Origin of the sequence: Pseudomonas taiwanensis DSM 21245 (assembly GCF_000425785.1) — a bacterium.
In the GTDB taxonomy this organism is placed as follows: Bacteria; Pseudomonadota; Gammaproteobacteria; order Pseudomonadales; family Pseudomonadaceae; genus Aquipseudomonas; species Aquipseudomonas taiwanensis.
On the sequence record NZ_AUEC01000025.1, the window covers coordinates 21,992 to 46,241 of the forward strand.

Annotated in this window: 24 protein-coding genes; 8 read left to right on the forward strand and 16 right to left on the reverse strand. The window is 63.7% G+C overall.

Annotated elements, in window-relative coordinates:
- Positions 1-522 carry a DUF2937 family protein gene (locus tag H620_RS0112100; RefSeq protein ID WP_023381756.1) on the forward strand — a complete coding sequence of 174 codons (522 nt, stop codon included), beginning with the start codon at positions 1-3 and terminating at the stop codon, positions 520-522.
- A 60-nt stretch (positions 523-582) separates the two neighbouring features.
- Here the strand turns inward: H620_RS0112100 and H620_RS0112105 are convergent, their stop codons facing one another.
- Entirely contained in the window at positions 583-1,494 is a 912-nt protein-coding gene (locus tag H620_RS0112105) for a LysR family transcriptional regulator (RefSeq protein ID WP_023381755.1), read from the reverse strand.
- Between the two features lie 129 nt (positions 1,495-1,623).
- On the opposite strand from H620_RS0112105, the gene H620_RS0112110 reads away from it, so the two are divergent.
- Genes H620_RS0112110 through H620_RS0112125 form a run of 4 tightly spaced genes read left to right on the forward strand, consistent with a single transcriptional unit; the run spans position 1,624 to position 5,302 of the window.
- Positions 1,624-2,907 carry an MFS transporter gene (locus H620_RS0112110; protein WP_027907424.1) on the forward strand — a complete coding sequence of 428 codons (1,284 nt, stop codon included), beginning with the start codon at positions 1,624-1,626 and terminating at the stop codon, positions 2,905-2,907.
- A 9-nt stretch (positions 2,908-2,916) separates the two neighbouring features.
- Complete coding sequence (locus H620_RS0112115; RefSeq protein ID WP_027907425.1) at positions 2,917-3,696, forward strand: 5-oxoprolinase subunit PxpA; 780 nt, start codon at positions 2,917-2,919, stop codon at positions 3,694-3,696.
- Positions 3,693-4,388, forward strand: a complete 696-nt coding sequence (pxpB, locus tag H620_RS0112120; protein WP_023381752.1) for a 5-oxoprolinase subunit PxpB — start codon at positions 3,693-3,695, stop codon at positions 4,386-4,388. The genes H620_RS0112115 and pxpB overlap by 4 nt, the downstream gene beginning before the upstream one ends.
- Positions 4,385-5,302: a 5-oxoprolinase subunit C family protein gene (locus H620_RS0112125; protein ID WP_023381751.1), complete on the forward strand. Its 918-nt coding sequence runs from the start codon at positions 4,385-4,387 to the stop codon at positions 5,300-5,302. The genes pxpB and H620_RS0112125 overlap by 4 nt, the downstream gene beginning before the upstream one ends.
- Before the next feature lie 57 nt (positions 5,303-5,359).
- Here the strand turns inward: H620_RS0112125 and H620_RS0112130 are convergent, their stop codons facing one another.
- From H620_RS0112130 to H620_RS0112140, 3 genes are all read right to left on the reverse strand, one after another.
- On the reverse strand, positions 5,360-6,538 hold the full coding sequence (locus tag H620_RS0112130) for a vWA domain-containing protein (RefSeq protein WP_023381750.1): 1,179 nt from the start codon (positions 6,536-6,538) through the stop codon (positions 5,360-5,362).
- A gap of 12 nt (positions 6,539-6,550) precedes the next feature.
- Positions 6,551-7,396: an AAA family ATPase gene (locus H620_RS0112135; RefSeq protein ID WP_023381749.1), complete on the reverse strand. Its 846-nt coding sequence runs from the start codon at positions 7,394-7,396 to the stop codon at positions 6,551-6,553.
- A gap of 183 nt (positions 7,397-7,579) precedes the next feature.
- The gene (locus H620_RS0112140) at positions 7,580-8,653 is read right to left on the reverse strand and encodes an AsmA family protein (protein WP_023381748.1); all 1,074 of its coding nucleotides are present in this window, start codon (positions 8,651-8,653) and stop codon (positions 7,580-7,582) included.
- 130 nt (positions 8,654-8,783) lie between these two features.
- Here H620_RS0112140 and cysK point away from each other — a divergent pair, with 130 nt between their 5' ends.
- The 3 genes from cysK to H620_RS0112155 all read left to right on the forward strand — a co-directional run bounded on the left by cysK (position 8,784) and on the right by H620_RS0112155 (position 12,152).
- Positions 8,784-9,758 carry a cysteine synthase A gene (cysK, locus tag H620_RS0112145; protein ID WP_027907426.1) on the forward strand — a complete coding sequence of 325 codons (975 nt, stop codon included), beginning with the start codon at positions 8,784-8,786 and terminating at the stop codon, positions 9,756-9,758.
- A gap of 161 nt (positions 9,759-9,919) precedes the next feature.
- Positions 9,920-10,855, forward strand: a complete 936-nt coding sequence (locus tag H620_RS0112150) for an aspartyl/asparaginyl beta-hydroxylase domain-containing protein (protein WP_023381746.1) — start codon at positions 9,920-9,922, stop codon at positions 10,853-10,855.
- Positions 10,856-11,270: 415 nt separating this feature from the next.
- On the forward strand, positions 11,271-12,152 hold the full coding sequence (locus tag H620_RS0112155) for a DMT family transporter (protein WP_027907427.1): 882 nt from the start codon (positions 11,271-11,273) through the stop codon (positions 12,150-12,152).
- Positions 12,153-12,156: 4 nt separating this feature from the next.
- Here H620_RS0112155 and H620_RS0112160 read toward each other — a convergent pair whose 3' ends face one another.
- The 12 genes from H620_RS0112160 to H620_RS0112215 form a co-directional block, all read right to left on the reverse strand.
- Complete coding sequence (locus tag H620_RS0112160) at positions 12,157-12,627, reverse strand: DUF4265 domain-containing protein (RefSeq protein WP_027907428.1); 471 nt, start codon at positions 12,625-12,627, stop codon at positions 12,157-12,159.
- Positions 12,628-12,962: 335 nt separating this feature from the next.
- Positions 12,963-14,192 carry a hypothetical protein gene (locus tag H620_RS0112165; protein WP_027907429.1) on the reverse strand — a complete coding sequence of 410 codons (1,230 nt, stop codon included), beginning with the start codon at positions 14,190-14,192 and terminating at the stop codon, positions 12,963-12,965.
- A 385-nt stretch (positions 14,193-14,577) separates the two neighbouring features.
- Positions 14,578-15,537, reverse strand: coding sequence for a PDR/VanB family oxidoreductase (locus H620_RS0112170; RefSeq protein ID WP_023381742.1), 960 nt, complete (start codon positions 15,535-15,537; stop codon positions 14,578-14,580).
- An 8-nt stretch (positions 15,538-15,545) separates the two neighbouring features.
- Positions 15,546-16,580, reverse strand: a complete 1,035-nt coding sequence (locus tag H620_RS0112175; protein ID WP_023381741.1) for an aromatic ring-hydroxylating oxygenase subunit alpha — start codon at positions 16,578-16,580, stop codon at positions 15,546-15,548.
- Positions 16,581-16,600: 20 nt separating this feature from the next.
- The gene (locus H620_RS0112180; RefSeq protein WP_023381740.1) at positions 16,601-16,828 is read right to left on the reverse strand and encodes a recombinase-like helix-turn-helix domain-containing protein; all 228 of its coding nucleotides are present in this window, start codon (positions 16,826-16,828) and stop codon (positions 16,601-16,603) included.
- A 10-nt stretch (positions 16,829-16,838) separates the two neighbouring features.
- A complete protein-coding gene (locus H620_RS0112185; RefSeq protein WP_023381739.1) occupies positions 16,839-17,807 on the reverse strand; it encodes a VOC family protein in 969 nt (322 codons plus the stop codon).
- The gene (locus tag H620_RS0112190; RefSeq protein ID WP_027907430.1) at positions 17,804-19,294 is read right to left on the reverse strand and encodes an aldehyde dehydrogenase; all 1,491 of its coding nucleotides are present in this window, start codon (positions 19,292-19,294) and stop codon (positions 17,804-17,806) included. The genes H620_RS0112185 and H620_RS0112190 overlap by 4 nt, the downstream gene beginning before the upstream one ends.
- 10 nt (positions 19,295-19,304) lie before the next feature.
- A complete protein-coding gene (locus H620_RS0112195) occupies positions 19,305-20,108 on the reverse strand; it encodes an aspartate dehydrogenase (protein WP_023381737.1) in 804 nt (267 codons plus the stop codon).
- A gap of 10 nt (positions 20,109-20,118) precedes the next feature.
- Positions 20,119-21,801 carry a thiamine pyrophosphate-binding protein gene (locus H620_RS0112200; protein WP_023381736.1) on the reverse strand — a complete coding sequence of 561 codons (1,683 nt, stop codon included), beginning with the start codon at positions 21,799-21,801 and terminating at the stop codon, positions 20,119-20,121.
- Positions 21,794-22,591: an SDR family oxidoreductase gene (locus tag H620_RS0112205; protein WP_023381735.1), complete on the reverse strand. Its 798-nt coding sequence runs from the start codon at positions 22,589-22,591 to the stop codon at positions 21,794-21,796. Before H620_RS0112205 ends, H620_RS0112200 begins: the two co-directional genes overlap by 8 nt.
- A gap of 1 nt (position 22,592) precedes the next feature.
- Complete coding sequence (locus H620_RS0112210; RefSeq protein ID WP_027907431.1) at positions 22,593-23,405, reverse strand: IclR family transcriptional regulator; 813 nt, start codon at positions 23,403-23,405, stop codon at positions 22,593-22,595.
- 5 nt (positions 23,406-23,410) lie between these two features.
- Entirely contained in the window at positions 23,411-24,247 is an 837-nt protein-coding gene (locus H620_RS0112215) for an alpha/beta fold hydrolase (RefSeq protein ID WP_244880958.1), read from the reverse strand.
- Between the last annotated feature and the right edge of the window lie 3 nt (positions 24,248-24,250).

Here is a 24,250-nt window from a genome sequence, read left to right on the forward strand (position 1 = left end):
ATGTTCAGAAGTTATCTGCGGTTGCTGCTGTTCACGTTCGGCCTGCTGGCCGGTATCCAGGTTCCGGGGCTGGTCAAGGACTACACCCAGCGGGTCGAGGCGCACCTGTTCGAGTCGCGCCAGGCACTCGACGGTTTCAAGCAGACGGCCGAGCGGTTCTTCAACGGTGACCTGCAGGCATTGCTCAAGCACTATCGCGGCAGCGACGACCCGGTGTTCAACAGCGATGCCAACAGCATCGAGAGCCTGTTGATTCGCAACCAGTTGCTCGAGGATGAATGGCAGGCGTTGCAAGGCTCGTGGGTGAGCCGCACCTGGCATGTGCTGGTGCAGCCAGAGCCACAACTGCGCGAGGAGACGCTCAAGGGCTACAGCTACCAGCTTCTGCTGGTGCCTGAAGCGATTGGCTGGGGGATCGGCACTGGATTCGTGCTGGCGTTTGCCGTCGAGAGCCTGCTGGTGCTGCTTGGCTGGGTGATTCTGGGTGGACGGCGCAAGGCAGTCAAAGAGAGCTGGCGCTAGTCGATTGTCGCCAGCGCCTGCAACGCACCCGCTACAGGGGCGTCCTGGGCGACAAGACCGTCAGACCAGCACGATCCGCTGGCCGCCGACATCCCGCGCATAGCCCTCCAGCACTTGCCTGCACACCCTGACCACTTCGTCGACCAAGGCCACCCCGGTCTGCCACGCCACCACCAGTTCCAGGCTCGGCGGCGGTTGCAGGCCTTCGATCAACACCAGCTCGCCGCGACTCAGTTCCGCATCCACCAGCGCAGGCGGCAGCGCACCAATACCAAAGCCGTCACGCAATAGCCGGGTAATCGCCGCCACCGAGTTCACGCAGTTCAACCGGGGCATCTCGCACCCCGCGCCCTGGAGGAGGCTGAGCACTTCCTGATGTGGCCGCGAATTTCTGGAAAACGTGACGATCCGTTCGCGTCCCAGTTCGGCGAGCGAGGCGTATTCGCGGTGGTGGCTGGAGCCTGTGGCCACCACCCAGCCCATCGGGTAACGGGCCAGGTCCAGGCTGCGAATCGACTGCTCGCGCAGCAGGTCGGTCTGCAGAATCACGTCGAGAAAGCCCTTTTGCAGCTGTTCGCGCAGGTTCAGCGCGGTGTCGGCCACCAGTTCGATTTCCACGTGCGGATAGCGCTCGGTCAGCTCGGCCACCAGCGCGCTCATCCAGGTGTGGATCACCGTGTCCATCACCCCGATGCGAATGCGTCCGACCTTGGTCCGGTCGCTGTCCAGCGACTGTTTCATCGCTTTGGCGGTATCGAGCATGTGCTCGGCGTACTCCAGCACCTTGCTGCCTTCCGGTGTGAGGCTGACGCCCCGCGAGTCGCGCAGCAGCAGCTTAACCCCAAGGTCCGCCTCCAGCGCGGCGATACGGCTGGAGACCGAGGCCTGGGTGGTGAACAGCTTGTCCGCGGTGAGGCGGAAGCTCTTGAGCCGCGCGACCCAGACGAAGGTTTCGAGGAAACGGAGGTTCATGATCAGTTTTTCTTGTTCCAGACCGGCGGTTTTTCTCGTTGGACTCAAGCCGCACGGCCTCTGAACAATGGTGACAGGCCGCGACGCCAGACGTCGTCCATAAAACAATACCAACAAGCCGAGGCAAGCATGAACCCATCCGGCGTGCAACAGGTGTCTTCCCCCAGCTCGACCGGGCCATTGGCCTGGTATCGCGACATCGACAAACAGCAACGACGCACCTTCTGGAGCTGCAAGATTGGCTATGGCCTGGATGGCATGGACACGCAGATGCTCAGCTTCGTCATTCCCACGCTGATCCTGATGTGGGGCATCAGCACCACCGAGGCCGGGCTGATTCATACCAGCACCCTGATCGCCTCAGCCATTGGCGGGTGGATCGCCGGTATTCTCTCCGACCGCATCGGTCGCGTGCGCACCTTGCAACTGACGGTGCTGTGGTTTGCCTTCTTCACCTTCCTGTGCGGCTTCGCCCAGAACTACGAGCAGTTGCTGATTGCCCGTACCTTGATGGGCTTCGGTTTCGGTGGCGAGTGGACCGCTGGCGCGGTGCTGATCGGCGAAGTGATCCGCGCCCAGGACCGTGGCAAGGCGGTGGGCATGGTGCAATCCGGCTGGGCCATCGGCTGGGGGCTCACGGCGATTTTGTACGCGCTGCTGTTCTCCTGGCTGCCGGCGGAGCAAGCCTGGCGGGCGTTGTTCCTGCTGGGGCTGGTGCCGGCGGTGTTCGTGATCTTCGTCCGTCGTCTGGTCAAGGACCCGGAGGTCTATCGTGCGGCCAAGGCGGTGGAAAAGGCCGAGGCGCCTGCGCATTTCTACGAGATCTTCGCCCCCGGCATGCTCTGGACCACCGTGCGAGCCTCCCTGCTGACCACTGGCGCCCTGGGCGGCTACTACGCCATTACCTCCTGGCTGCCGACGTTCCTCAAGAACGAGCGCGGCCTGAGCGTGCTGGGCACGGGCGGTTACCTGGCCATGGTGATCGTTGGCTCGTACGTGGGCTATGTGGTCAGTGCATACCTGTCCGATCTGCTGGGGCGCAAGAAGAACTTCATCCTGTTCGCCGTGGGTTCGTTCGTCATCGTGCTGCTGTACACGCAGATGCCGGTCAGCGATGGCGTGATGTTGTGGTTGGGCTTCCCACTGGGCTTCTTCGCCTCGGGCATCTTCAGCGGCATGGGGGCGTTCCTGACCGAACTGTTCCCCACGCGTATCCGGGGATCGGGGCAGGGTTTTTGCTACAACATCGGCAAGGTGATCGCCGCGCTGTTCCCGTTGATGATCGGGCTGCTCGGCCAGAAGGTGCCCTTGGGGCTGGGCATTGGCGTGTTTTCCGCAGTTTCGTACGGCGTGGTGATCCTGGCGGCGCTGAGCCTGCCGGAAACCCGCGGCAAACAGCTTCAGGCACGTTAAGGTAGGCATATGAACATCGACACGGGAGCACGCAAGGTGAAACGCCTGCTACTCAATTGCGACATGGGTGAGAGTTTCGGCAACTGGCGCATGGGCCTGGACGCTGACGTCATGCCTTACATCGACTGCGCCAACATTGCCTGTGGTTACCATGCCGGTGACCCGAGCATCATGCGCCGTACCGTGGCCATGGCGCTGGATCACGGAGTGACCATCGGTGCCCATCCGGCCTATCCAGACCTGGTTGGCTTCGGTCGCCGGTCGATGGCCTGCAGCAACGAGGAAATCCGCGATCTGTTGCATTACCAGATCGGTGCGCTGGACGGCATCTGCAGGGTGCTTGGCGGCCGGGTGGCTTACGTGAAGCCCCATGGTGCGCTGTACAACGACATGATGGCCGACCCAATCAAGCTGCGCACCGTACTCGAAGCCGTGGCGGCCTATGACGCCGGTTTGCCAGTGATGCTGATGGCCACCGCCGACGACAGCGCGGCCCAGGCGCTGGGTGATGAAATTGGCGTGCCGCTGTGGTTCGAGGCGTTCGCTGACCGCGCCTACACAGCCAGTGGGCATCTGGTCTCCCGCCGCTTGCCGGGCGCTGTTCACCACGACCCGGCGCTGGTGGTCGAACAGGCCCTGCACCTGGCCCATGGCGAGGCCCTGGTCGCCAGCGATGGCAGCGCGCTGCGCCTGAACGCCAGCACCCTCTGCGTGCACGGCGACAACGACAGCTCCGTGGCCGCCGTGCGCCAGATTCGCCAAGCCCTCGATGCGCTGGAGCGCGCATGAAGGTGCGTATCGAGGTCGTGGCCATCGACAGCCTGATGGTGCGCCTGTTCGACGCCATCGACGAAGCCAACATGCCGTGGATCCTGGCGGCCAGCCAGCGGCTTCGGGCGGCCTTCGGTGAGCGCCTGGTGGATCTGGTGCCGTCCTATACCACGTTGATGGTGCAGTGCGACCTGGCGCCGGCAGAGGCGAGGAGGTTGATCGTACACGCGCTGGAAGGTGTGCAGCCAGATACAGGCAACAGCGGGTATCGGCATGAGATTCCGGTGTGGTACCACGCCAGTGTCGGCCCTGAACTGCCGGTGCTGGCCGCCCGCAGCGGCTTGTCCGAGGACGAGGTGATCCGTTTGCACAGTGAGCGCGAATACCCGGTTTTCGCCTTGGGCTTCGCCCCCGGTTTCGGCTTCATGGGGCTGGTGGACGAGCGCTTGGCCTCGCCACGCCTGAGCACTCCGCGCAAACGCGTGGCGGCGGGCAGCGTCGGTATTGCCGAGCGCCAGACCGCGGCCTACCCGGCAGTATCGCCAGGGGGCTGGAACTTGATCGGGCGCACCCCGGTTCGTTTGTTCGACCGACAACGCGAGGGCTACAGCTTGCTGCAACCGGGTGACCGGGTGCGCTTCGTGGCGGTCACCCATGCCCGGTTCCTGGCGTTGGGTGGCGATGACAGCCCGCTGGAGGCACAGGCATGAAGCAGTTGAGGATCGAAACCAGCACCGCGCTGTGCCAGGTGCAGGACGCAGGGCGCTTTGGCGTCCGGCATCTGGGGGTGACCCAGGGCGGGGCGTTGGATTGGGTGGCGATGTACTGGGCCAACTGGCTGCTGGGTAATCCATTGGGCGCGCCGGTAATCGAAGTGGCGCTGGGCGGTTTTACCGTCCTGGCCGAGCAGGATTGCGTGCTGGCCCTGGCCGGCGCTGACCTGGATGCGCGGCTTGACGATCAACCTTTATCGCCTTGGCGCGCGTTCACGCTGGCCAAAGGGCAGCGGCTGACACTCAGGCAGCCTAAACAGGGCGTTCGAGCCTACCTGGCGGTGCCCGGTGGGGTCGATGCCGAAGCTGTCCTGGGTAGCTGCGCCACGGTCGTGCGTGAAGCATTGGGCGGCGTCGATGGTTGCGGGGCGCCTTTGAGCAAGGGGCAGGTGCTGACGTTCGAAGGCAGCGCATCGGCCTTGAGTGAGGTGCCCGAAACGCTGCGTCCAGGCTATGGCGCAAAGCCTGTTCTGGACCTGGTGATGGGCGCGCAGATCGGGGATTTCAGCGGCACCAGTCTGTTCGAGGCGTTCAATTCGGACTGGACGCTGGACAGCCGCGCCGATCGCATGGGGATTCGCCTGTTGGGACCGCAATTGGTCTACCAGGGCGCGCCGATGATTTCCGAGGGTATCCCCCTGGGAGCCGTGCAGGTGCCACCGGATGGGCAGCCGATCGTGCTGCTCAATGACCGTCAGACCATTGGTGGGTATCCACGACTGGGGGCATTGACGCCGCTGGCACTGGCGCGATTGGCCCAGTGCATGCCGGGGGCGACGGTGCGGTTCAGGGCAGTGCTTCAGGAGGATGCCTGGCGGGAGCAGCAGGCTTACCTGCGCCGTTGGGGGTAACGCCAAAGGCCCTGTCGCCCCGACGACCCGTGGCGACAGGGCCGCTATCGACCGAGCCTACTTCGACAGATACCGCATGCCATCCTCCAACCCCTGCAAGGTCAGCGGGTACATCTTGTCCTCGATCAGATCCCGTACCAGATGCGTCGAAGCCGTGTAGTCCCAGGCTTGCTTAGGATAGGGGTTGATCCAGATGATCTTCTTGAATTTCTCCATGAAGCGCTGCATCCACACATACCCGGCTTCTTCGTTCCAGTGCTCGACGCTGCCACCGGGCTGGGTGATTTCGTAAGGTGCCATCGCCGCATCCCCGACGAACACGACCTTGTAGTCATCGCCGTACTTGTGCAGCAGGTCGAAAGTGGAGAAGCGCTCCGAGGTGCGGCGCAGGTTGTTCTTCCACACCGACTCGTACACGAAGTTGTGGAAGTAGTAATACTCCAGGTGCTTGAACTCGGTCTTGCAGGCCGAGAACAGTTCTTCGCACACCTTGACGTGGGCGTCCATCGAACCGCCGATGTCGAACAGCAACAACAGCTTGACCGTATTGCGCCGCTCGGGGCGCATCTGGATGTTCAGCAGCCCGGCATCGCGGGCGGTGTGGTCGATGGTGCCGTCGATATCAAGCTCTTCGGCGGCGCCTTCGCGAGCGAACTTGCGCAGGCGGCGCAGGGCCAGCTTGATATTGCGGGTGCCGAGTTCGACCTGGTCGTCTAGATTCTTGTACTCGCGCTGGTCCCAGACCTTGACCGCCTTGCCCTGGCGCTTGCCGGCCTCGCCCACGCGAATGCCTTCGGGGTTGAACCCGCCCGAGCCGAACGGGCTTGTGCCGCCGGTGCCGATCCACTTGTTGCCGCCGGCGTGGCGTTCCTTCTGTTCTTCGAGGCGCTTCTTGAATTCCTCGATCAGCTTGTCCAGGCCGCCCAGGGACTGAATCTGCGCCCTTTCCTCATCGCTGAGCGAGCGTTCGAACTCCTTGCGCAGCCAGTCCTCGGGGATCAGCGCCTCAAGGTGTCGGTCGAGGTTTTCCAGGCCCTTGAAGTAGGCCGAGAACGCCCGGTCGAACTTGTCGAAATGACGCTCGTCCTTGACCAGGATGGCCCGTGCCAAGTAGTAGAATTCGTCCATGTCGGCGAACACCACACGCTTTTGCAGGGCATTGAGCAGGTCGAGCAACTCGCGCACCGACACCGGTACCTTGGCCGCGCGCATTTCATTGAACAGGTTGAGCAGCATGGCCGGCTCCTGTCAGCGGTTGCCGCGTCGGCTCATGAAGGCCAGGCGCTCCAGCAGTTGCACATCCTGTTCATTCTTCACCAATGCCCCGGCCAGCGGCGGGATGGCCTTGGTCGGGTCGCGCTCGCGCAGCACCGCTTCGCCGATGTTGTCGGCCATCAGCAGCTTCAGCCAGTCGACCAGCTCGGAGGTAGACGGCTTCTTCTTCAGGCCCGGTACCTTGCGCACATCGAAGAACACGTCCAGCGCTTCACTGACCAGCGATTGCTTGATGTTCGGGAAGTGCACGTCGACGATCTGCTGCAGCGTGTCGCGATCGGGGAAGGCGATGTAGTGGAAGAAGCAGCGGCGCAGGAAGGCGTCGGGCAGCTCTTTTTCGTTGTTGGAGGTAATGATGATGATCGGGCGCTGCTTGGCCTTGATGGTCTCGTCGATTTCGTAGACGTAGAACTCCATCTTGTCGAGCTCTTGCAGCAGGTCGTTGGGGAACTCGATGTCGGCCTTGTCGATTTCGTCGATCAGCAGGATCACCCGCTCGTCAGCCTCGAACGCCTCCCACAGCTTGCCCTTTTTCAGGTAGTTGCGCACGTCGTGGACCTTGTCCACGCCCAGCTGCGAATCGCGCAGGCGACTGACCGCATCGTACTCGTACAAGCCCTGGTGGGCCTTGGTGGTGGATTTGATGTGCCAGGTGATCAAACGGGCGCCGAAGGAGGCGGCGAGTTGTTCGGCGAGCATGGTCTTGCCGGTACCCGGCTCACCCTTGACCAGCAACGGGCGCTCCAGGGTGATCGCTGCGTTGACTGCCAGTTTCAGATCGTCTGTGGCGACGTATTCACGGGTACCTTCGAACTTCATGAACCGCTCCTCGGTGGGTGTCCGTACTGGCCCTCGCGGCGTACCGGAGGGAGCCGGGTTGTCGGCGACAGGGCCGAAACGGACAACACAGGTTTGTCATTTGCCAGCGACTATAACCCGCGCCCAGGCAGCTGGAAACGCAGACCGGGCATTCAGTCTCTGAATGGTGCGTCGCGCTAATATTCAGTCGGAATCAGGAGAAGGCTGCTCATAACGTGCATTGAATGCTTCGATGAAGCCATTGCGCAGTATCTGCAGGAAGGCCTCGAAGGCGCTGACATCCTGCTTGTGTACGCTGCCACTGAGTTCCACGCGGGTGGCGAACTGGTTCTTGGGCTGGTTTTTCAGCACGGTTTCGCTGGCACCGACCAGCACCTCCCAGATCGAGCGGAACCAGCCTTTGTTCTTGTTCTCGACATCCTGCTGCCAGTCGAACACATCGACATCGCGCAGCAGCGGCTTGATGTAGCCGCTTAGCCTGCCGTCGCTGGCCTGGGCTTCGATCACCAGGTCGCCATGGCCGGCATTGAAGTCGAACTTGCCGTAGGCACTGGCAAAGTCGTTCAGTCGGCGCAGTTCGATGCCGGTGGCACGCAGGCGGAATTCGAAGTTGTCGAAGTCGCTGAACGGGTCGAAGGTCGCGCGGCTTTCTACCCGCGCATCGCCCAGCAAGCGAGCGCTGCCGTCGAAACGGGCGTCACGACGGCCTTTTTCGTTGCGTACGTTGGTCAGGTTGAGCACCTTGGCGTTGAGCTGGGTGGCCTTGAGGTCGACCGGCGGTCTGGAGTTGAAGTTATGAAAGTTCAGGGTGGCGTCTTCGATACGTACCTCATTGAGGGTGATGGGCAGCAGCTTTTCCAGCTGTTGACGCCAGTCGGTACCCTGGCCGGTCTGCGAGGACTGTTTGTTGCCACCATCGACGAAGTTAAGCTCGGGGCGCACGAAGGTGACCTCAGCGACGACTGCCCGGTCATACCACAGCGAACGCCAGCTCACCGAGAGGTCGATCAGGGGGGCGTCGAGCAGGGGCACTGGCACCTTGCCGGTGGTCTTGACGATCTTCAGGCCGTTGATCTGGTAGGCCCCTCGCCACCAGGCAAGGTCCACATCGCTGACCTGGCCGCGGTAGTCGCCCATATCGGCAAGTTTTTCGTTGAGGTAGTCGCGCACCAGGTAAGGCAGTGCCAGGTGCAGGGCCGCCAGCAGCACGAGCAGGCTGGCCAGGCCGACCAGCGGCCAACGGTAGCGAGCGGTCATTGGGGCTCTCCTGGGCAGGTTGAAGGGTGGACCACGGGGCTGGCGGGGGAGTTCGAACAGGCTTTACTGGCCACCGGGGCAGGCTTAACCTTGAAGTCTTTCCCTGCATCTCATGTTCAAGGACACTGCCATGAGCCGTATCTACGCAGACAACGCCCATTCCATCGGCAATACGCCGCTGGTGCAGATCAACCGCATCGCCCCGCGTGGGGTGACCATCCTGGCCAAGATCGAAGGGCGCAACCCTGGTTATTCGGTGAAATGCCGGATTGGCGCGAACATGGTCTGGGACGCCGAGAGCAGCGGCAAGCTCAAGCCGGGCATGACCATCGTCGAACCCACCTCGGGTAACACCGGTATCGGCCTGGCTTTCGTTGCAGCGGCCCGAGGCTACAAGCTGATCCTGACCATGCCGGCGTCCATGAGCCTGGAGCGACGCAAGGTGCTCAAGGCCCTTGGTGCCGAACTGGTGCTCACCGAGCCTGCCAAGGGCATGAAGGGGGCGATCGAGAAGGCCAATGAAATCGTCGCTGGCGACCCTGCTCAGTACTTCCTGCCCGGCCAGTTCGACAACCCGGCCAACCCGGCGATCCACGAAAAGACCACCGGCCCGGAAATCTGGAACGACACTGACGGCGCCATCGACGTGCTGGTCGCAGGCGTTGGCACCGGCGGCACCATTACCGGTGTATCGCGCTATATCAAGCACACCCAGGGCAAGTCGATCCTCTCGGTGGCCGTGGAGCCGGTGGCTTCGCCGCTGATCAGCCAGACCCTGGCCGGCGAAGAGCTCAAGCCCAGCCCGCACAAGATCCAGGGCATCGGCGCAGGCTTCGTACCGAAGAACCTCGACCTGTCGATCGTCGACCAGGTGGAGACGGTCACCGACGAAGAGTCCAAGGCCATGGCCATCCGCCTGATGCGCGAAGAGGGCATTCTTTGCGGCATCTCCTGCGGCGCGGCCATGGCGGCGGCGGTGCGCCTGGCCGAAAAGCCGGCGATGCAGGGCAAGACCATCGTGGTGATTTTGCCCGACTCCGGCGAACGCTACCTGTCGAGCATGCTGTTCAGCGACATGTTCAGCGAGCAGGAAAACCAGCAGTAAGCTGACACCGGGCAATACTCGGCGAACCGGTTTATTACAAAATCTTTAATACAGCCATCCCGTTCCGGTTGTTTTTACCGGAGCGGGATCGGTTTATGATGGCCGGATGATTTTCGTCAGCATCAGGCAGCGCTGGCCTGCTGCTCAGCAAGGAGTGTTGCATGACCTTTTCCTTCGTCGCCAAGGCAGGTGTGCTGCTGGTGTTCTTCGGCAGCGTGCTGTTCGTGCACCTGCGTGGCAAGGCGCGGCTCCCGGTGTTGCGCCAGTTCGTCAACCATTCGGCACTGTTCGCCCCCTACAACGCGCTGATGTACCTGTTCTCCGGAGTGCCGTCCAAGCCTTACCTGGACCGCACACGCTTTCCTGAGCTGGATGTGCTCAAGGATAACTGGCAGGAAATCCGCGAAGAGGCCATGCGCCTGTTCGACGAGGGCTACATTCGCGCTGCCGAGAAGGACAACGACGCTGGCTTCGGGTCGTTCTTCAAGAAAGGCTGGAAGCGCTTCTACCTGAAGTGGTACGACAAGCCGCTGCCATCGGCCGAGGCACTGTGCCCCAGGACCGTCGAGCTGGTCAGCAGCATTCCAAACGTCAAGGGCGCGATGTTTGCGCTGTTGCCCGGAGGCAGCCACCTGAACCCGCACCGCGACCCGTTCGCCGGCTCCCTGCGTTATCACCTTGGGCTGTCCACGCCGAACTCCGATGCCTGCCGTATCTATGTCGACGGGCAGGTGTATGCCTGGCGTGACGGTGAGGACGTGATGTTCGACGAGACCTACGTGCACTGGGTCAAGAATGAAACCGACGTCACCCGCGTGATCCTGTTCTGCGACATCGAGCGCCCGCTCAGCAGCTCGCTGATGACCCGCATCAACCGTAAGGTCAGCGCCTTCCTCGGGCGTGCCACCGCGCCGCAGAACACCGATGACGAGCGTGTTGGCGGCATCAACCAGGCGTACGCCTGGAGCAAGCGCTTCAGCAACAAGATCAGCACCCGCATGAAGCAGTTCAAACGCGCCAACCCCAAGGCCTACCGCATCCTGCGGCCAGTGCTGGCAGTGGTGGTGGCGTACTTGCTGTATCGCTGGTTGTTCTGATTGTTGCGAAAGGTCGCCCTGGGGCCGCGTGGCGGCCCTTTCGCGACACAAGGCCGCTGCCACCGCTCATCGAGTGCTTGTCGCAGGAACAATCCACCGCTATAGTCCTTCGCAGTCATTTCCTCGAAGACCCTGTTCATGCCTGCCATCCCTACCACCACATGCTTCGCCATCGCGCCAGTCGCGGGCAGGGGCGTGCGTGGCAGTCAGCAGCCGGTCATGATCAGTCATTACCCACCACCTGTCAGTGGCGTCGTAGGCGGCGTAGCTCCGCCTCGCTGCGGGGTCGTGCTGGGCTGATCGGCTTCTGGCCGTCTCCCTTCGCACCCGCAACCTACTGAACACGGTCGGCGACTTCCCTCACTGAAGCACACGCCCTCCGTTCGGCTTTTTTGCCCGATTACAGGTGGCATACATGTCTGTCTTTTCCAAAGCGTCCGTGGCCTCGGCGGCCACGACCAGTGTGTTCGTCCTGCTGTGGAGCAGCGGTGCGATCGTTTCCAAGCTCGGTCTGGCCCATGCCAGCCCGTTTGCCTTTCTCCTGCTGCGCTCGGCGCTGGCCTTGGCCGGTCTGCTGCTGATCAGCCCGTTGCTCGGACTGCGTTGGCCGCGAGGCTGTGCGGCGGTGCTGCGGGCCTTGGGCACCGGTTGCGTGCTGCTGGGCGCCTACCAGATCTTCTACCTGCTGGCGCTCGACACCCACGTCACCCCTGGGGTGATGGCCACGGTGATGGGCGTGCAACCGATCCTCACCGTGGTGATCATGGAACGCCAGCGTTCCTGGAGCCGGCTGTTCGGTCTGGGCCTGGGGCTTGGCGGGTTGGTGATGGTGGTGTTTCAGGGCATCAACCTGGGCGGGGTATCGCTGGCCGGCATGCTGTTCGCATTGCTGGCGCTGGCCAGCATGACGTTGGGTTCGATCCTGCAAAAGCGCATCACCGACAACCCCATGGGCACCTTGCCGCTGCAGTACCTGGCCGGTTTTGCCCTGTGCGGGCTATTCGCACCGCTGCAACCGCTGCATGTGCAATGGAGCGGTGGCTTCATCGGCGCGCTGCTGTGGATGGGGCTGGTGGTGTCGTTGCTGGCCACCTTACTGCTGTACCGGCTGATTGCGCGGGGTAACCTGGTCAACGTCACCAGCCTGTTCTACCTGGTGCCTGCGGTGACGGCGGTGATGGACTTGCTGATCTTCGGTAACCGCCTGGCGCCGCTCAGCTTGTTGGGCATGGGGCTGATCGTGGTCGGTCTGCTGTTCGTGTTCCGCAAGCCGGCGGCACGGTTGGCCGAGGCGTAAGCGCTTAGCGGAACTCTTCGGGGATGGTGTGGCGCAGCACGCCTTCCTCGAAGTCCAGTGTGCCGGCTTCGCGCTGGGTCAGCAGATAGTAGAGCACGGTGTCGAGTGAACGTGCAGGCGGGACTTCGACGGCCAGCATCCTTACCGCCTTTTCGACTTCGCAGGGGCAGCCAAAATCCTCGAGCGCTGCGCGCACTTGTTCCAGGTCGCCTGCGGCTTTTACCAGGATGCGGAACACCGAAGCACCGCCGCCGTGCAGCAGGGTTTCGAACCAGCATTGTTCGCCGTCTTCACGGATGCTGATGGTGTCGCCGGGTGCGATGCCGTAGGCATAGAAGGGAATGCTGTCGACCTTGTAGCCAGCTACGGTGGGCTTTGCCCAGAGGCCTTCGACCGACGCGGGTGGGTAACCTTGGGCATCCTGCTCCAGGCGCCAGAGCACGATCTTGTAGGCTGGGGTTTGCTCGGGGGGCATGGGGCGTTACGTGTCGGGAGGGCTGCCTATCGTAATGCGGTTTGGCTTGGGTGTCTGTACCGATTGAGATTGGGTAGGGGCCACCTGGGGCATGCCGAGCGTTTTGTTGCGTATTCGAAACCGAGCGCCGCCCGCGCGGCGCATCGCGAGCTACGCTCGCTCCTACGTTTGTATTCGGCCAATAACGCCTGTGACAGGTGCGCGCGACCGCCTTGTGTGTACGTCGCGCGCAATTCGCGCAGGCATAATTGGCCCGAAACAAACGTAGGCGCTCGCGATGCGCCGCGCGGGCGGCGCTCGATCTCAAACGCGGCACAATGCCACCGACAAGCCCATCAAAAATAATACCCAATATTGATATTGGTCCGGTAATACCAGTCATTGCTACCCACCGAGCGGGTGCTGGTCCAACCGGTCCCGTTCTCCGCGCCGCCGAAAGGGTTGGCATTGCGTGCCCAGGTCAAATCGACCCAGGCCATGATCGGCATGGCCAGGAACTGGGCGCCGACCGTGAACATCTGCGAGTCGTCCCAACCGCTTTTATCTTTCATCATCCGGCTGTAGTCGGTGTAGAACTTGATCTTCTTCAATTGCCCCAGGTTGGGCGTGAACACGTCGTAGCCGACGTTCACCGCACCGATGGTCGCCTTCGAGGCAATCAGGTAGGCCGGCGTCAGGCCGTTGCCTCCCATCAATACGGCGTCGTCACTGACCCCTGTCGGGTTCTTCGGGTCGTACGCATAGCGGATCGCCTGGCCAGTGATTGTCCATGGCCCGTGATTGAATAGGGCATGCACGCCGCCAGCCCAGTAGTCGCCGTCATCGTCAGTGGTGGCGTTGTACAGTTCAGCCGCTGCCAGCGACGCGCCGAGTTCGGATTTCCAACCTTCGCCACTGAACGTGCGGGCCACGCGCGCGTTGACCTGGTGGCGCTTTTCGTTGTCCTGGCGAGACTGGGTGAAGGGAACGGCGTTGTCGTTCAAGTCGGCATAGCGCCCGACTTCTGGCGAGTAACGCAGGCTGGAGGGCAACATGCGCGGGAAGTACCCCAACTGCAGGTCCCATCGATCATCCTTGTAGCTGTATTTGAGGCCCGTACCGGCACTCACGCCGTAGCCCATGAAAAATGGAATGTGATAGCTCCAGCCAAATTGCGGGTAGGGTTCCAGGCCGAAGGGTTTGAACGGCGCGCCCAGTTGCAGGTTGGCTTGCGGGCTGAGGCGGTAGCCGACGAAGCCGCGGTCGATGGAGCGTTTGCCGTCATCCTGGAACCAGTAGCCGACATCGCTGAATAACTGGCGGTGGCTGGCCTGGACATCCAGGCGGAAGGTGTCGAACAGGAAGCGGCCATTGTTCTCGGTGGTGTCCCAGTGCTCGTCGCGGTAGTTGATGCGCAGGGCTCCGCCGATATCCAGGCTGCTTTGCCCATCGTCACTGCGCCAGGCGATGTGTGGGAACGGCTTCTTGACCGCTGGCGGCTGGTCGGGGGCGGCGGGGCCGGGTTCGGAGGCGAGACTTGCGCAACTGCCGAGAATGAAACCGAGGCTTATCACATATTTGTTCATGCCATGCCCTGCAAGATTAAGTAGTTTTCCCCAGGCAATAAGGGAGCGTCGCCCTGGATTGCGGGTTTTTTGTTTCAGGGGTGATATGTTGTTTTGCACAGGGAATGGAGCAGGTTTTGTGCCAGTGTTTTAAAGTTGTAAAATATCCATGTAAAACAGTTATTTATATTTGAAACGCATTATTTTGTGCCGTATCTGGAACAGGCCGGAAGTTGGGTTACCGATCTGCCCAGCGAATGGGCGAATGTGCACCAGCGTGGTTCTGTTGCCCGTTCAGGCCGGTTCACGGGTGAACCCGCTAAATGCACGCCCCCCTAACCAGGCGCAAAAAAAACCGGCCGTGAGGGCCGGTTCAAACGACGCGTGAGCAAGCACGAGATTTACTTTAAAGATCTAGCACCAAACGCCGGCTCTTGCACCCGGACACACACACCATCATCGAACCGTTGGCGGCGCGCTCGGCCTTGGTCAGCACACCGTCACGATGGTCGATATCGCCTTCGATGACCCGTGTCTCGCATGAACCACACACGCCTTCGCGGCAGCTGTAGTCGATGTCGCAGCCTGCTTCGAGCAGTGCATCCAGCAGGTTCAACCCAGGCTCGACGGTGACTGTCTTGCCCGACCGGCTCAGCTCGACACTGTAGCTGACCTGGGCATCCTCGGACGGCGCCACTTCCACAGCCGTAAAGCGTTCGATGTGGGCATGGGGGTAGCCCAGGTTTTCGCAGGCCTGCTCGAAGGCATCGAGCATCGGCGTCGGTCCGCAGCAGTAGAAGTGCGTGTCGCTCGGGCGCCCGGCCAGGTAGCCCGCCAAGTCCGGCAGACAGCCCTTTTCGTCATTGAAGTGGTAGACCACCTTCGCCCCAAGCCCGGCGATGTCCTCCAGCAGCGCCGCCTCCTTGCGCGAACGGGCGCAATAGATCAGCTCGGCCGACCTGCCGAGCGCCAAGAGTTGACGGAACATGCAATAGATCGGCGTGATGCCGATGCCACCGGCCACCAGCACGCTGTGGCTGGCGCGGGTGTCCAGGGCGAAGTTGTTACGCGGCTGCGAGATCTGCAATTGCATGCCCACCCGCAGTTGCTCGTGGATGTAGCGTGAGCCCCCGCGGCTGGCGCGGTCGCGCAGGATACCGACCACGTAACGGCCCTGATCGCTCGGCGCGTTCAGCAGTGAGTAGCTGCGCACCAGGCCGTTGGGCAGGTGCAGGTCGATGTGCGAGCCAGCCTCGAACGGCGCGAACACCGTGTCGCCCCAAGGGCGCAGCTCGACGCTGATGATGCCTTCGGCTTCATGGCGCAGGGTGTGCACCAGGGCACTGATGGTGGAGGAGTTGGACATCGGTCACCTCAGCCCAGTTGCTTGGTTTCGATCAGGGCCAGTTGCTCCTTGGCCTTGCTCTTCAGGTAACGGCGCAGGCGCACCACACCCAGGTCGTGCTGGTAGAGGTTCTCGCGCTGGTTGGCGTCCGGCTCCATGAATTCCAGCAGCACCCGGTCCTGCTCCAGCACCGCCCAGTGGCGGGCCTCCAGGCGGTTCTTGTAGAGGAAGCGCCAGGTGTCGCGCTGCCAGCCGGTCAGTGGACGGGCGCGCCAGTGGAACACGGCGGACAGGGCACGGCTGCTGGGGGTGTAGCTGCCGATGATGGTGAAGTTGCCGCCAGGGCCGCCGGTCTTCGGGTAAGGGATTTCCAGGCGCAGCCAGTGGCAGCCGTTGTCGAGGAATTCGGTCCAGTCGAAATTCACCCCGCGCTGGCCCTCCTTCTCGAAGAAGAAGCCTTGCTCGGTGTCGCGGGTGACGAACTTGGCGGTGGCTTCGCCTTCGCTCATGGAGTGGGACATCTTGTGCAGGTAGGTGCCGTGCATTGGGTCCATGACGTTGTCGAGCACATAGCGATAATCGCCTTTCCACTCGGTGTAGCAGAGGAAGCTGCTCCACTCGGGCGAGGTCAACTGCTCGGGCAGTACCAGCGCCGGAGGCGTTTCCAGATGCGGGTCGGCGGCGTTGAACAGGAAGATCGCGCCCGCCGCCTCGCGGGTGTGGAACATTCGCGTCGGGCGGCTGCCTTCGAGCTTGCAGCCGGGGCTGCCGGGCACTTTGGTCACGGTGCCGTCGCAGCGCACTTCCACACCGTGGTAAGGGCATTGCAGGCGATCGCCCAGCACCGGCCCTTGGGACAGCGGCGCGCCACGGTGCGGGCAGTGGTCTTCGAGGGCATGGACGCTGCCATCGTTGTCGCGCCACAGGGCGATCTTGTAGCCCAGGCGGCGAATCGAGACGGGTTTCTCGCCCAGCAGTTCCGACGGCAAAACCGGGAACCAGAGGTCTTTCAGGCCGTTGGCCAGGTGTTGCTCAACAGGATCGACGGTTACGTGCATGTTCATCTTGTTCTACCTCCAGCGGATCACTCGCCCAGCCGAGCCATCAGGGTTTTGAAAGCGTCTTCGGTCCACTCGCCACTGGTCAGCGGGCAGGGCGGGCCGGCCAGGTTGAGGTGGGCGAGCAGCTCGCCCAGTTCGCTCACACCATTGCCGTAGGCGCGTTCGATGGAGTCGCCGAGCAGGTCCTCGAACGGCGTGTTGGGGCGTTTGCGCGCCTGGTGCGGCTGCAGGTAAACCTCGGTCGTGCTCATGGAATGCACCTCAATTGTTCTTTGGCTTGTCGGTGAGGAATTTGCCTTGTGGCGCTTCGACGTGCTGCTGGCGCCGGGTGTTGCCGTCGATACCGCCGGCAATGGCCCATTCGGCAAAGACCGTTGGGCCCGGTTCGAATTCGCGTGGTTGCCACTCGCCGGTCAGCTGGTCTTCGTCGGCGTAGTACTCGACCAAGGCGCCGGCCGGGTTCTTGAAGTACCAGAAGAAGGCCGACGACACCGGGTGGCGGCCGGGGCCGATTTCGGTGGCCCAGCCGCAGCGGGAGATGTGCATGCCACCACCGAATACCTCGTGCAGGTCGCGCACGGTGAACGCTACATGGTTGAGTCCGGCGCGCGGTGCGGGTAGTTGCAGCATGAACAGGTCGTGATGACCGCCTTCCTCGGCAGTACGCAGAAAGGCACCACGGTTGGGGTAGCGGTCCGAGGCCTGGAAGCCGAAGCGCTCGTGGTAGAAGGCTTCGCAGGCGTTGACGTCCTTGACGAAGAACACCACATGGCCGACCTCGATCGGCGTGGCGCGGTCGTAGATGGGCGATGGCTTGTTGATGCGGCCCTTGGTCTGCCAGGTGTTGTGGCCGCTGCACTCGATGTCCAGCGCACGCTTGCGAGTGACCTGCAAGCGGATGGCCAGGCCGTTGGGGTCGGTGCAGCCGATGCGGCCGTTGCCCTCGACGAAGCCTGGGTCGTTGGCGATACGCTGGCTGTACAGCGCAAGGTCGGCTTGGCTCTCAACACCCCAGACCACCTCACGCACGGTCGAGCCAGGCTCGATGGCCGGTGGCAAGCCCGGCTTGTCGTGGGCGGCGAGTACCACGCGGCAGCCGTTGAGGGTTTCGAAGATCACTTCATCGTCGTGCTCGCTGACCTGGGTCAGGCCCCAATCGGTGAAGAAGCGTGCGCAGGTGGCGAGGTCCTCCACGCCGTAGGTGACTTCGTCGATGCCCAGTACGCTCATTGTCCTGTCTCCAGTCCGGCCCAGGCCAGCGGTTGATCGTTCATGCCCCAGTAAAGGCTCTTCTGTTCCATGTATTGCAGGATGCCGAGGCGGCCTTTTTCGCGGCCCAGGCCGCTGTCGCGCCAGCCGCCGAAGGGGGTCGAAATGGAAAATTGCTTGTAGGTGTTGATCCACACGGTGCCGGCCTGCAGCTTGCGGCCCAGTGCCCAGGCGCGCTTGTAGTCACGGCTCCAGATACCGGCGGCGAGGGCGTACAGGCTGTCGTTGGCCTGAGTGATCAGCGCTTCTTCATTGTCGAAAGGCATGGCCACCAGCACCGGACCGAAGATTTCTTCCTGGCAGACCTGCTGGTGATTGCCCAGGCCCTCGAGGATGGTCGGTGGGTAGAAGTAGCCTTGGTCGAACACGCCACCTGCGGGGCGTTCGCCACCCAGTCGCAGGCGGCCACCTTCGGCCAGGCCCAGGGCGACGTAGCGCTCCACCGATTCGCGGTGGGCGGCGCTGATCAGCGGACCCATCTGCGTACGTTCGTCGGCCGGGTCGCCCACGCGCAATTGTGCGGCAGCGGCAGTCAGGCGTGCCATGAACGGCTCGTACAAGGAGCGGGCGACGAACAGCCGGGAACCGGCGATGCAGGCTTCGCCCGAGGAGCTGAAAATGCCATACAGCACCCCGGCCACCGCGTGGTCGAGGTCGGCGTCGTCGAGGACGATGGTCGGTGATTTGCCGCCCAGCTCCAGGGACACTGGCATCATCTTGTCGGCGGCGATATGGGCGATGTGCTTGCCGGTGCGGGTGCCACCGGTGAACGACACACGCTTGACCAGCGGGTGGCGGGTGAGGGCGTCGCCCAGCACCGAGCCCTTGCCCGGCAACACGCTGAGTAGCCCTTTAGGCAGCCCGGCCTCCTCGCAGATACGCGCCAGTTGCAGGGCCAGCAGCGGGGTGATTTCCGCCGGCTTGATCACCACGGCGTTGCCACCGGCCAGGGCCGGGGCCACCTTCTGCGCTTCGCTGGCGATCGGCGAGTTCCATGGCGTGATCGCCGCGACTACGCCCATCGGCTCGTAGACGCTCATGCTGACGAAGTCGCCGCGTGATGGGGTGATGGTTTCTTCCAGCGTTTCGCAGGCCGCAGCGAAGAACTGGAAGGTGCCAGCGGCGCTGGCGACCAGGGCGCGGGTCTCGCCGATTGGCTTGCCGTTGTCCTGGCGCTGCAACTGTGCCAGCTCCTCGGCGCGTTCGCGGATCAGCCCCGCGATGCGATACAGCACCGTTGCGCGCTCGTGGGGTTTGCGCTGTGCCCAGCCGCTGTGCAGGAAGGCCTGATGCGCGCCCTGCACGGCGGCCTCGACGTCGTCCAGGCTGGCGGCGTTGAGCCAGGCCACCGGCTCGCCCGTGGCTGGGTAGCAGGTGGCGTAGCGCTCGCCGCCGCCCAGACGCCAGGTGCCGGCGATGCAAATGGGTAAGGTCTGTTCCAGAGTCATTGACAGTCCCCTAGATGGATATGGCGTGGGCGTGGTTGCCTAAGGCGCGGACCACGCTGTACACGGTCAGCGCCGAGGTTTTCGGGTTGGCTTCCAGCGGCTTGCCGCGCAGGCTCATCTCGAAACCGCCGAAGGCGCCACGGGCTTCGAAGTGGTGGACGTTGTCCTCGCTCAGCGGGTCGGCGATCAGCGTCACCCGGGTGCGGTCCAGGCCGATGCCAGCCAGCGACAGGGTCGCGGCGACATTGGCGTTCTTCGGGTACAGCTGTGCGGCTTCTCGGGCGCTGCCGTGGAAGATCACCGTTGGCTCGCGCAGCTCGTCCAGTGCGCAGACCTGTTCGGCAGGCGTGTTCTTCCACGCCCGAGCCGGCTTGCGGCCGATGTAGTCGACCGTGTCCAGGCCGCCGACCTTGGCGGCCGAGAGCGCATCGATGCCACCGATGGCGCCAGGCAGCAGCTCGATGCGGGTGTTACCTCGTGCCGCTGCCGCTTCCAGGCGCTCGACCAGGCCAGGTTCGGAGAGCGCCCCGACCGAGACCACCAGGCAGGCGATACCACGCTCCAGTGCCGGCAGCACATGCTCTTCGATGGCCTTGTGGCCGGCGCACTCGACGAGCAGGTCGGGACGGGCGTCGGCCGGTAGCGCCGTGAGCACTGTCGGCGGCTGACGGAAGCTGGCCAGGCGTTGACGCACCAGGTCTTCGGAACCGGCCGAGGCGATCACCGCGTCAACGTGCAACTGCGGGTCTTTCTCCAGCAGTTCGAGCACGCTGATGCCAATGGCACCGCAACCGATCATGGTGATGTTGAGCATGACGGGGTCCTCAGGCCGTGGCCTTCTGCGCCTTGGTTTCGCTGTTGGGCGGGCCGGCGAAGCGGGTGGCGAAGCCGCCGACGCTGAGCATGTCCACTTCCAGCAGGAATGGGCCGTTGGTCTGCAGGGCGCCACCGAGGACGCTGCTGAAATCCTTGAGGTCCTTGACCAGGCCGTGGCGCAGGCCAAGGGATTCGGCGAGCTTGCTGTAGTCGGGGGTATGCAGATCGACATAGGCGTGGCGGGCGCCGTAAATGGCGTCCTGGATGTTGCGGATCACGCCGTAGCGCTGGTCGTTCATCAGCAGGATGACCACGTTGGCCTTTTCTTGGACCAAGGTCGCCAGTTCGCCCAGGTTGAGGATGAAACCACCGTCACCGGCCAGGGCGAAGACCTTGCGCCCCGGCGCGGTTTCAGCGGCGGCTACCGCCGCACCAATGCCCATTGCCAGGCCCTGGCCAATGCCACCGCCCAGGGCGTGCACGCCTGACAGCGGGTGGTACAGGTTGAGTAGGCGGTTGCCCCAGATACTGTTGGACAGCGTGACGTCGCGTACCCAGGTGAAGTTGCGGCCGGTCTGGGCCTGCAGTTGTTCGACCATGGCCGAGTACGGGCCGAGGTCGGCCACCAATTGTTGGCGAGCCTGGGCACGCACCGCCTTGAGCTCGTCGATGAAGTTCGGGTCGATGTTCAACCGGCCCTGCAGACGATCGGCCAGGCCTTCCAGGGCCAGGGCGGCATCGCCGCAAACGAACAGGTCGCTGGGGTAGCTGCGGCCTTCGATGGCCGGGTTGACGTCGATGCGCAGCGTGGTGCGTGGCAGCTTCAGGGCGTACTTGAAGGTTTCGTTGCTGCGCAGGCGCGAGCCGGCCACCACCAGTGCATCGCAGGTCTGCATGAAGCCTTCGACCAGCTTGTTCTGCGAGAACGCACCCAGGCAACGCTCGTCGTCTTCGTTGACCACGCCACGGCCCTGGGTCGAGGTGATCACGCCGACGCCCATCGCCAGCAAACGCTTGACCTGCGCCCCGGCATGGCGGGCGCCGCCGCCGAGCCACAACAGCGGACGGCGGGCGCTGGCCAGTCGCTCGGCGACCAGGTCGAGGGCTTCGGCGGCAGGCGCGGCGACTGGAATCGGCAGCGGTGAAAGGTCGGTCGGCATGGGGATGAAAGCCGACTGGATGTCGATCGGGATTTCCACGCTCACCGGGCCGGTCGGGGCGGTGAGGGCGGTCTGCACGGCCAGCTTCAGGGTACTCAGTGCAGTCTCCACGCTGCGCACACGGAACGCGGCCTTGGACACGGCCTTGAGCATAGTCAGCTGGTCGCGGGCTTCGTGGATGTAGGCCAGTTCCTGGTCCAGGTAGGGGGTCTCGATCTGCCCGGTGATATGCAGCAATGGCGTGCCGGCGGTCAGTGCCTCGACCATGGCCCCAGCGGCGTTGCCAGCGGCGGTGCCGGTGGAGGTCAGGCAGACGCCCAGGCCGCCGCTGCTGCGGGCATAGGCATCGGCCATGTTGGTGGCGCCGGCTTCGCCACGGGCCATGACGAAGCGGATGTTGCCGCGTACGGCGAAGGCATCGAGGATCGGCATGTTGTGGATCGAAATCACCCCGAACGCAGCCTTGACGTCGCATTGTTCGAGGAACGCGGTGATGACGGCACCGACGGTGACGGTGTTTTCGTTACGCATGGCGGGACAGGCCTCCGGATACATCGATATGACTGCCAGTGGTGTAGGCCGACAGCGGCGAAGCCAGGAACAGGATGGCCTGCGCCGCTTCCTTCGGCAGGCCAAGGCGGCCCAGGGGTATGTGCTTGCGTTGCGCCAGCTGCGCGGTCCATTGCGACCAGTTCAGGTCGCGTTCTTCGCGGGCCTCGAAGCGGCGGCGCCATTGCCCGGACTCGACCAGGCCGATGAGAATGCCGTTGACCCGGATGCCGTGTTCGGCGAACTCGAAGGCCATCGAACGCACCAGGTTCTTCAGCCCGGCGCGGGCCGCGGAGGTGGCGACCATGTGCGGCTCGGGCTGGCTTGCCAGCAGCGAATTGACGCAGACGATCGAGGCATCCTGCTGGCCCTGCAGCTGCGCCATGAAGGCGCGCACCGGGTTGATGACGGAAAAGAACTTGAGCTGCAGTTCTTCGTTCCAGGCCTCGTCGGTGGTGTCGGCGAAGGTCGACACACGGCCTTGTCCGGCGTTGTTGACCAGTGCCTGGGCCGGGCCCAGCGCGTCCAGGCTGGCGGCGGCGAATGCCTGCACCGAGCCGGCATCCAGCACGTCGCACACCTGAGCCAGCAAGTGGGCCTCGGGGAAGCGTTCGCGCAGGCGTGCTTCGGCACTGCGCAGGCGCTCTTCGTTGCGGCCGCAGAAGGCTACGCGGGCGCCGGCTTCGAGCAGCAGTTCGACACAGGCGTAGCCGATGCCGGACGAGCCGCCGGTGACGATCACCGTGCTGTCGTGAAGTCGATAGGGGTTCATCTCAGTCCCTCATCAACGCGGTGACATGGCCACTGCCGGGTCGGTAGTTGAGCAGGCGCGACAGTTCGTCGGCGCTGCCACGCACCTGGCCGAGCAGGTTGTCGAAGTTGACGTGGCCGATCTGCACCGTGGGGATGGTCAGGCCGAGGGCTGCGACTACCTGGCCGCTGGCATCGCGCACCGGCGCCGCCACCGTGGAGATGGTCGACTCGAAGAAGCCCTCGCCGCTGACATAGCCACGCAGGCGGTCGGCCTGCACCAGGTCGAACAGCTCCAGCACGGTTTTGGGCGTGCACGGCGAGTACTGCTCCAGATGCTCTTCGGGGTACAGCTCACGCAGTTCGGCCAGGCTCAGGTCGGCCAGCAGGATACGTCCGAGCACGGTGGCATGGGCTGGCAGGCGGGTACCCACGGTGACCGCGCTGGAGAACACCGAAGGCGGCGAGACCTTGGCCACGTAGACAATTGAGCGGCCATCGCGTACCACCAGATTGCTGGGGTAGTTGAGGTGATCGCACAGCCGCGCCAGCAACGGCTGGCCAAGCTCGGTCAGCTCCAGCGAGGCCAGGTACTCGAAGCCCAGGCGCAGCACCGACATGCCGAGGCGGTATTCGTTGCCGCTGCGGGTGACGAACCCCATGGTTTCCAGGGTGGTCAGCAGGCGGAAGATGGTCGAGCGTGGCAGCGACAGACGCCGGGCCAGTTCGGGGGCGGTCAGGGTGCGGTTCTGCCGGCTGAATTCGCACAGCAACAGCAGGCCGCGCTCCAGGCCCGGGACGATGTACTTGTCCTGGTTTTCCTTCAACGGATCCATTTCGTTCATAGCACGCTACCTGTCAGAGAGGCGTCGAGGGCGCGGGCCAGCAGGCCCGTCACCGTGTCAGGTTGTTCGATGGCGCAGGCATGGCCGGCGCCCGCAATCAGGTCGAAGGGCGCGGCCAGTGCAGCGGCGAGTGCCGCGCAGTCCTCGGGCAGGGTGATGCCGTCTGCGCTGCCGCAGTGCACCTGGCACGCAACCGCCAGGGGCGCGTAGCGCAGCAGGTCGTCGCCGCACAGCAATTCGATGGCTTGGCGGTAGCCATGGGGCTTGAGCCGCGCCATGTTCCAGTGCACCCAGGCCTGCGCCTCGGCGCTGGCGTTTGCCGACAGCAACCGTGCGCTGCGCTCGCGGGCCATGCGTTCGATGCCCAGTTGCCCAAGGTTGTGCAGGCGCTCGGCGCGCACCGCCCGGCCTTGATCCGGCACAGCGCCGTATCCGCGCGCCGGGCTGATCAGTACCAGGCGGTTGACGCGCTCAGGGCAGGCCTGGGCGAAGGCGCTGGCGGTCAGTGCCCCGAGGGAGTGGCCGACCAGCACGCAACGCTCGATACCCAAGGTATCCAGTGCCTGCAGCAGGCGTCCGGCATAGTCCCGTGCGCTGGGCGCAGCCATCGGCAAAGGCGAGGACTGGCCATAGCCCGGTGCGTCCCAGGCCAGTACCCGAGCCCGCTCGCTCAAACCCATGGCCACGTGCAGCCAGCTGGCCGCGCCCGAGCCGATTCCGTGCAGCAGCACCACGGCGTCACCGTCGCCGACTTGGCGCACGGCCAACTGGCCGCCATCCAGGCGCAGCAGACGTTCGGCGAAGCGCTGATCGAGCAGGGAGGGGGTGGGCATGAG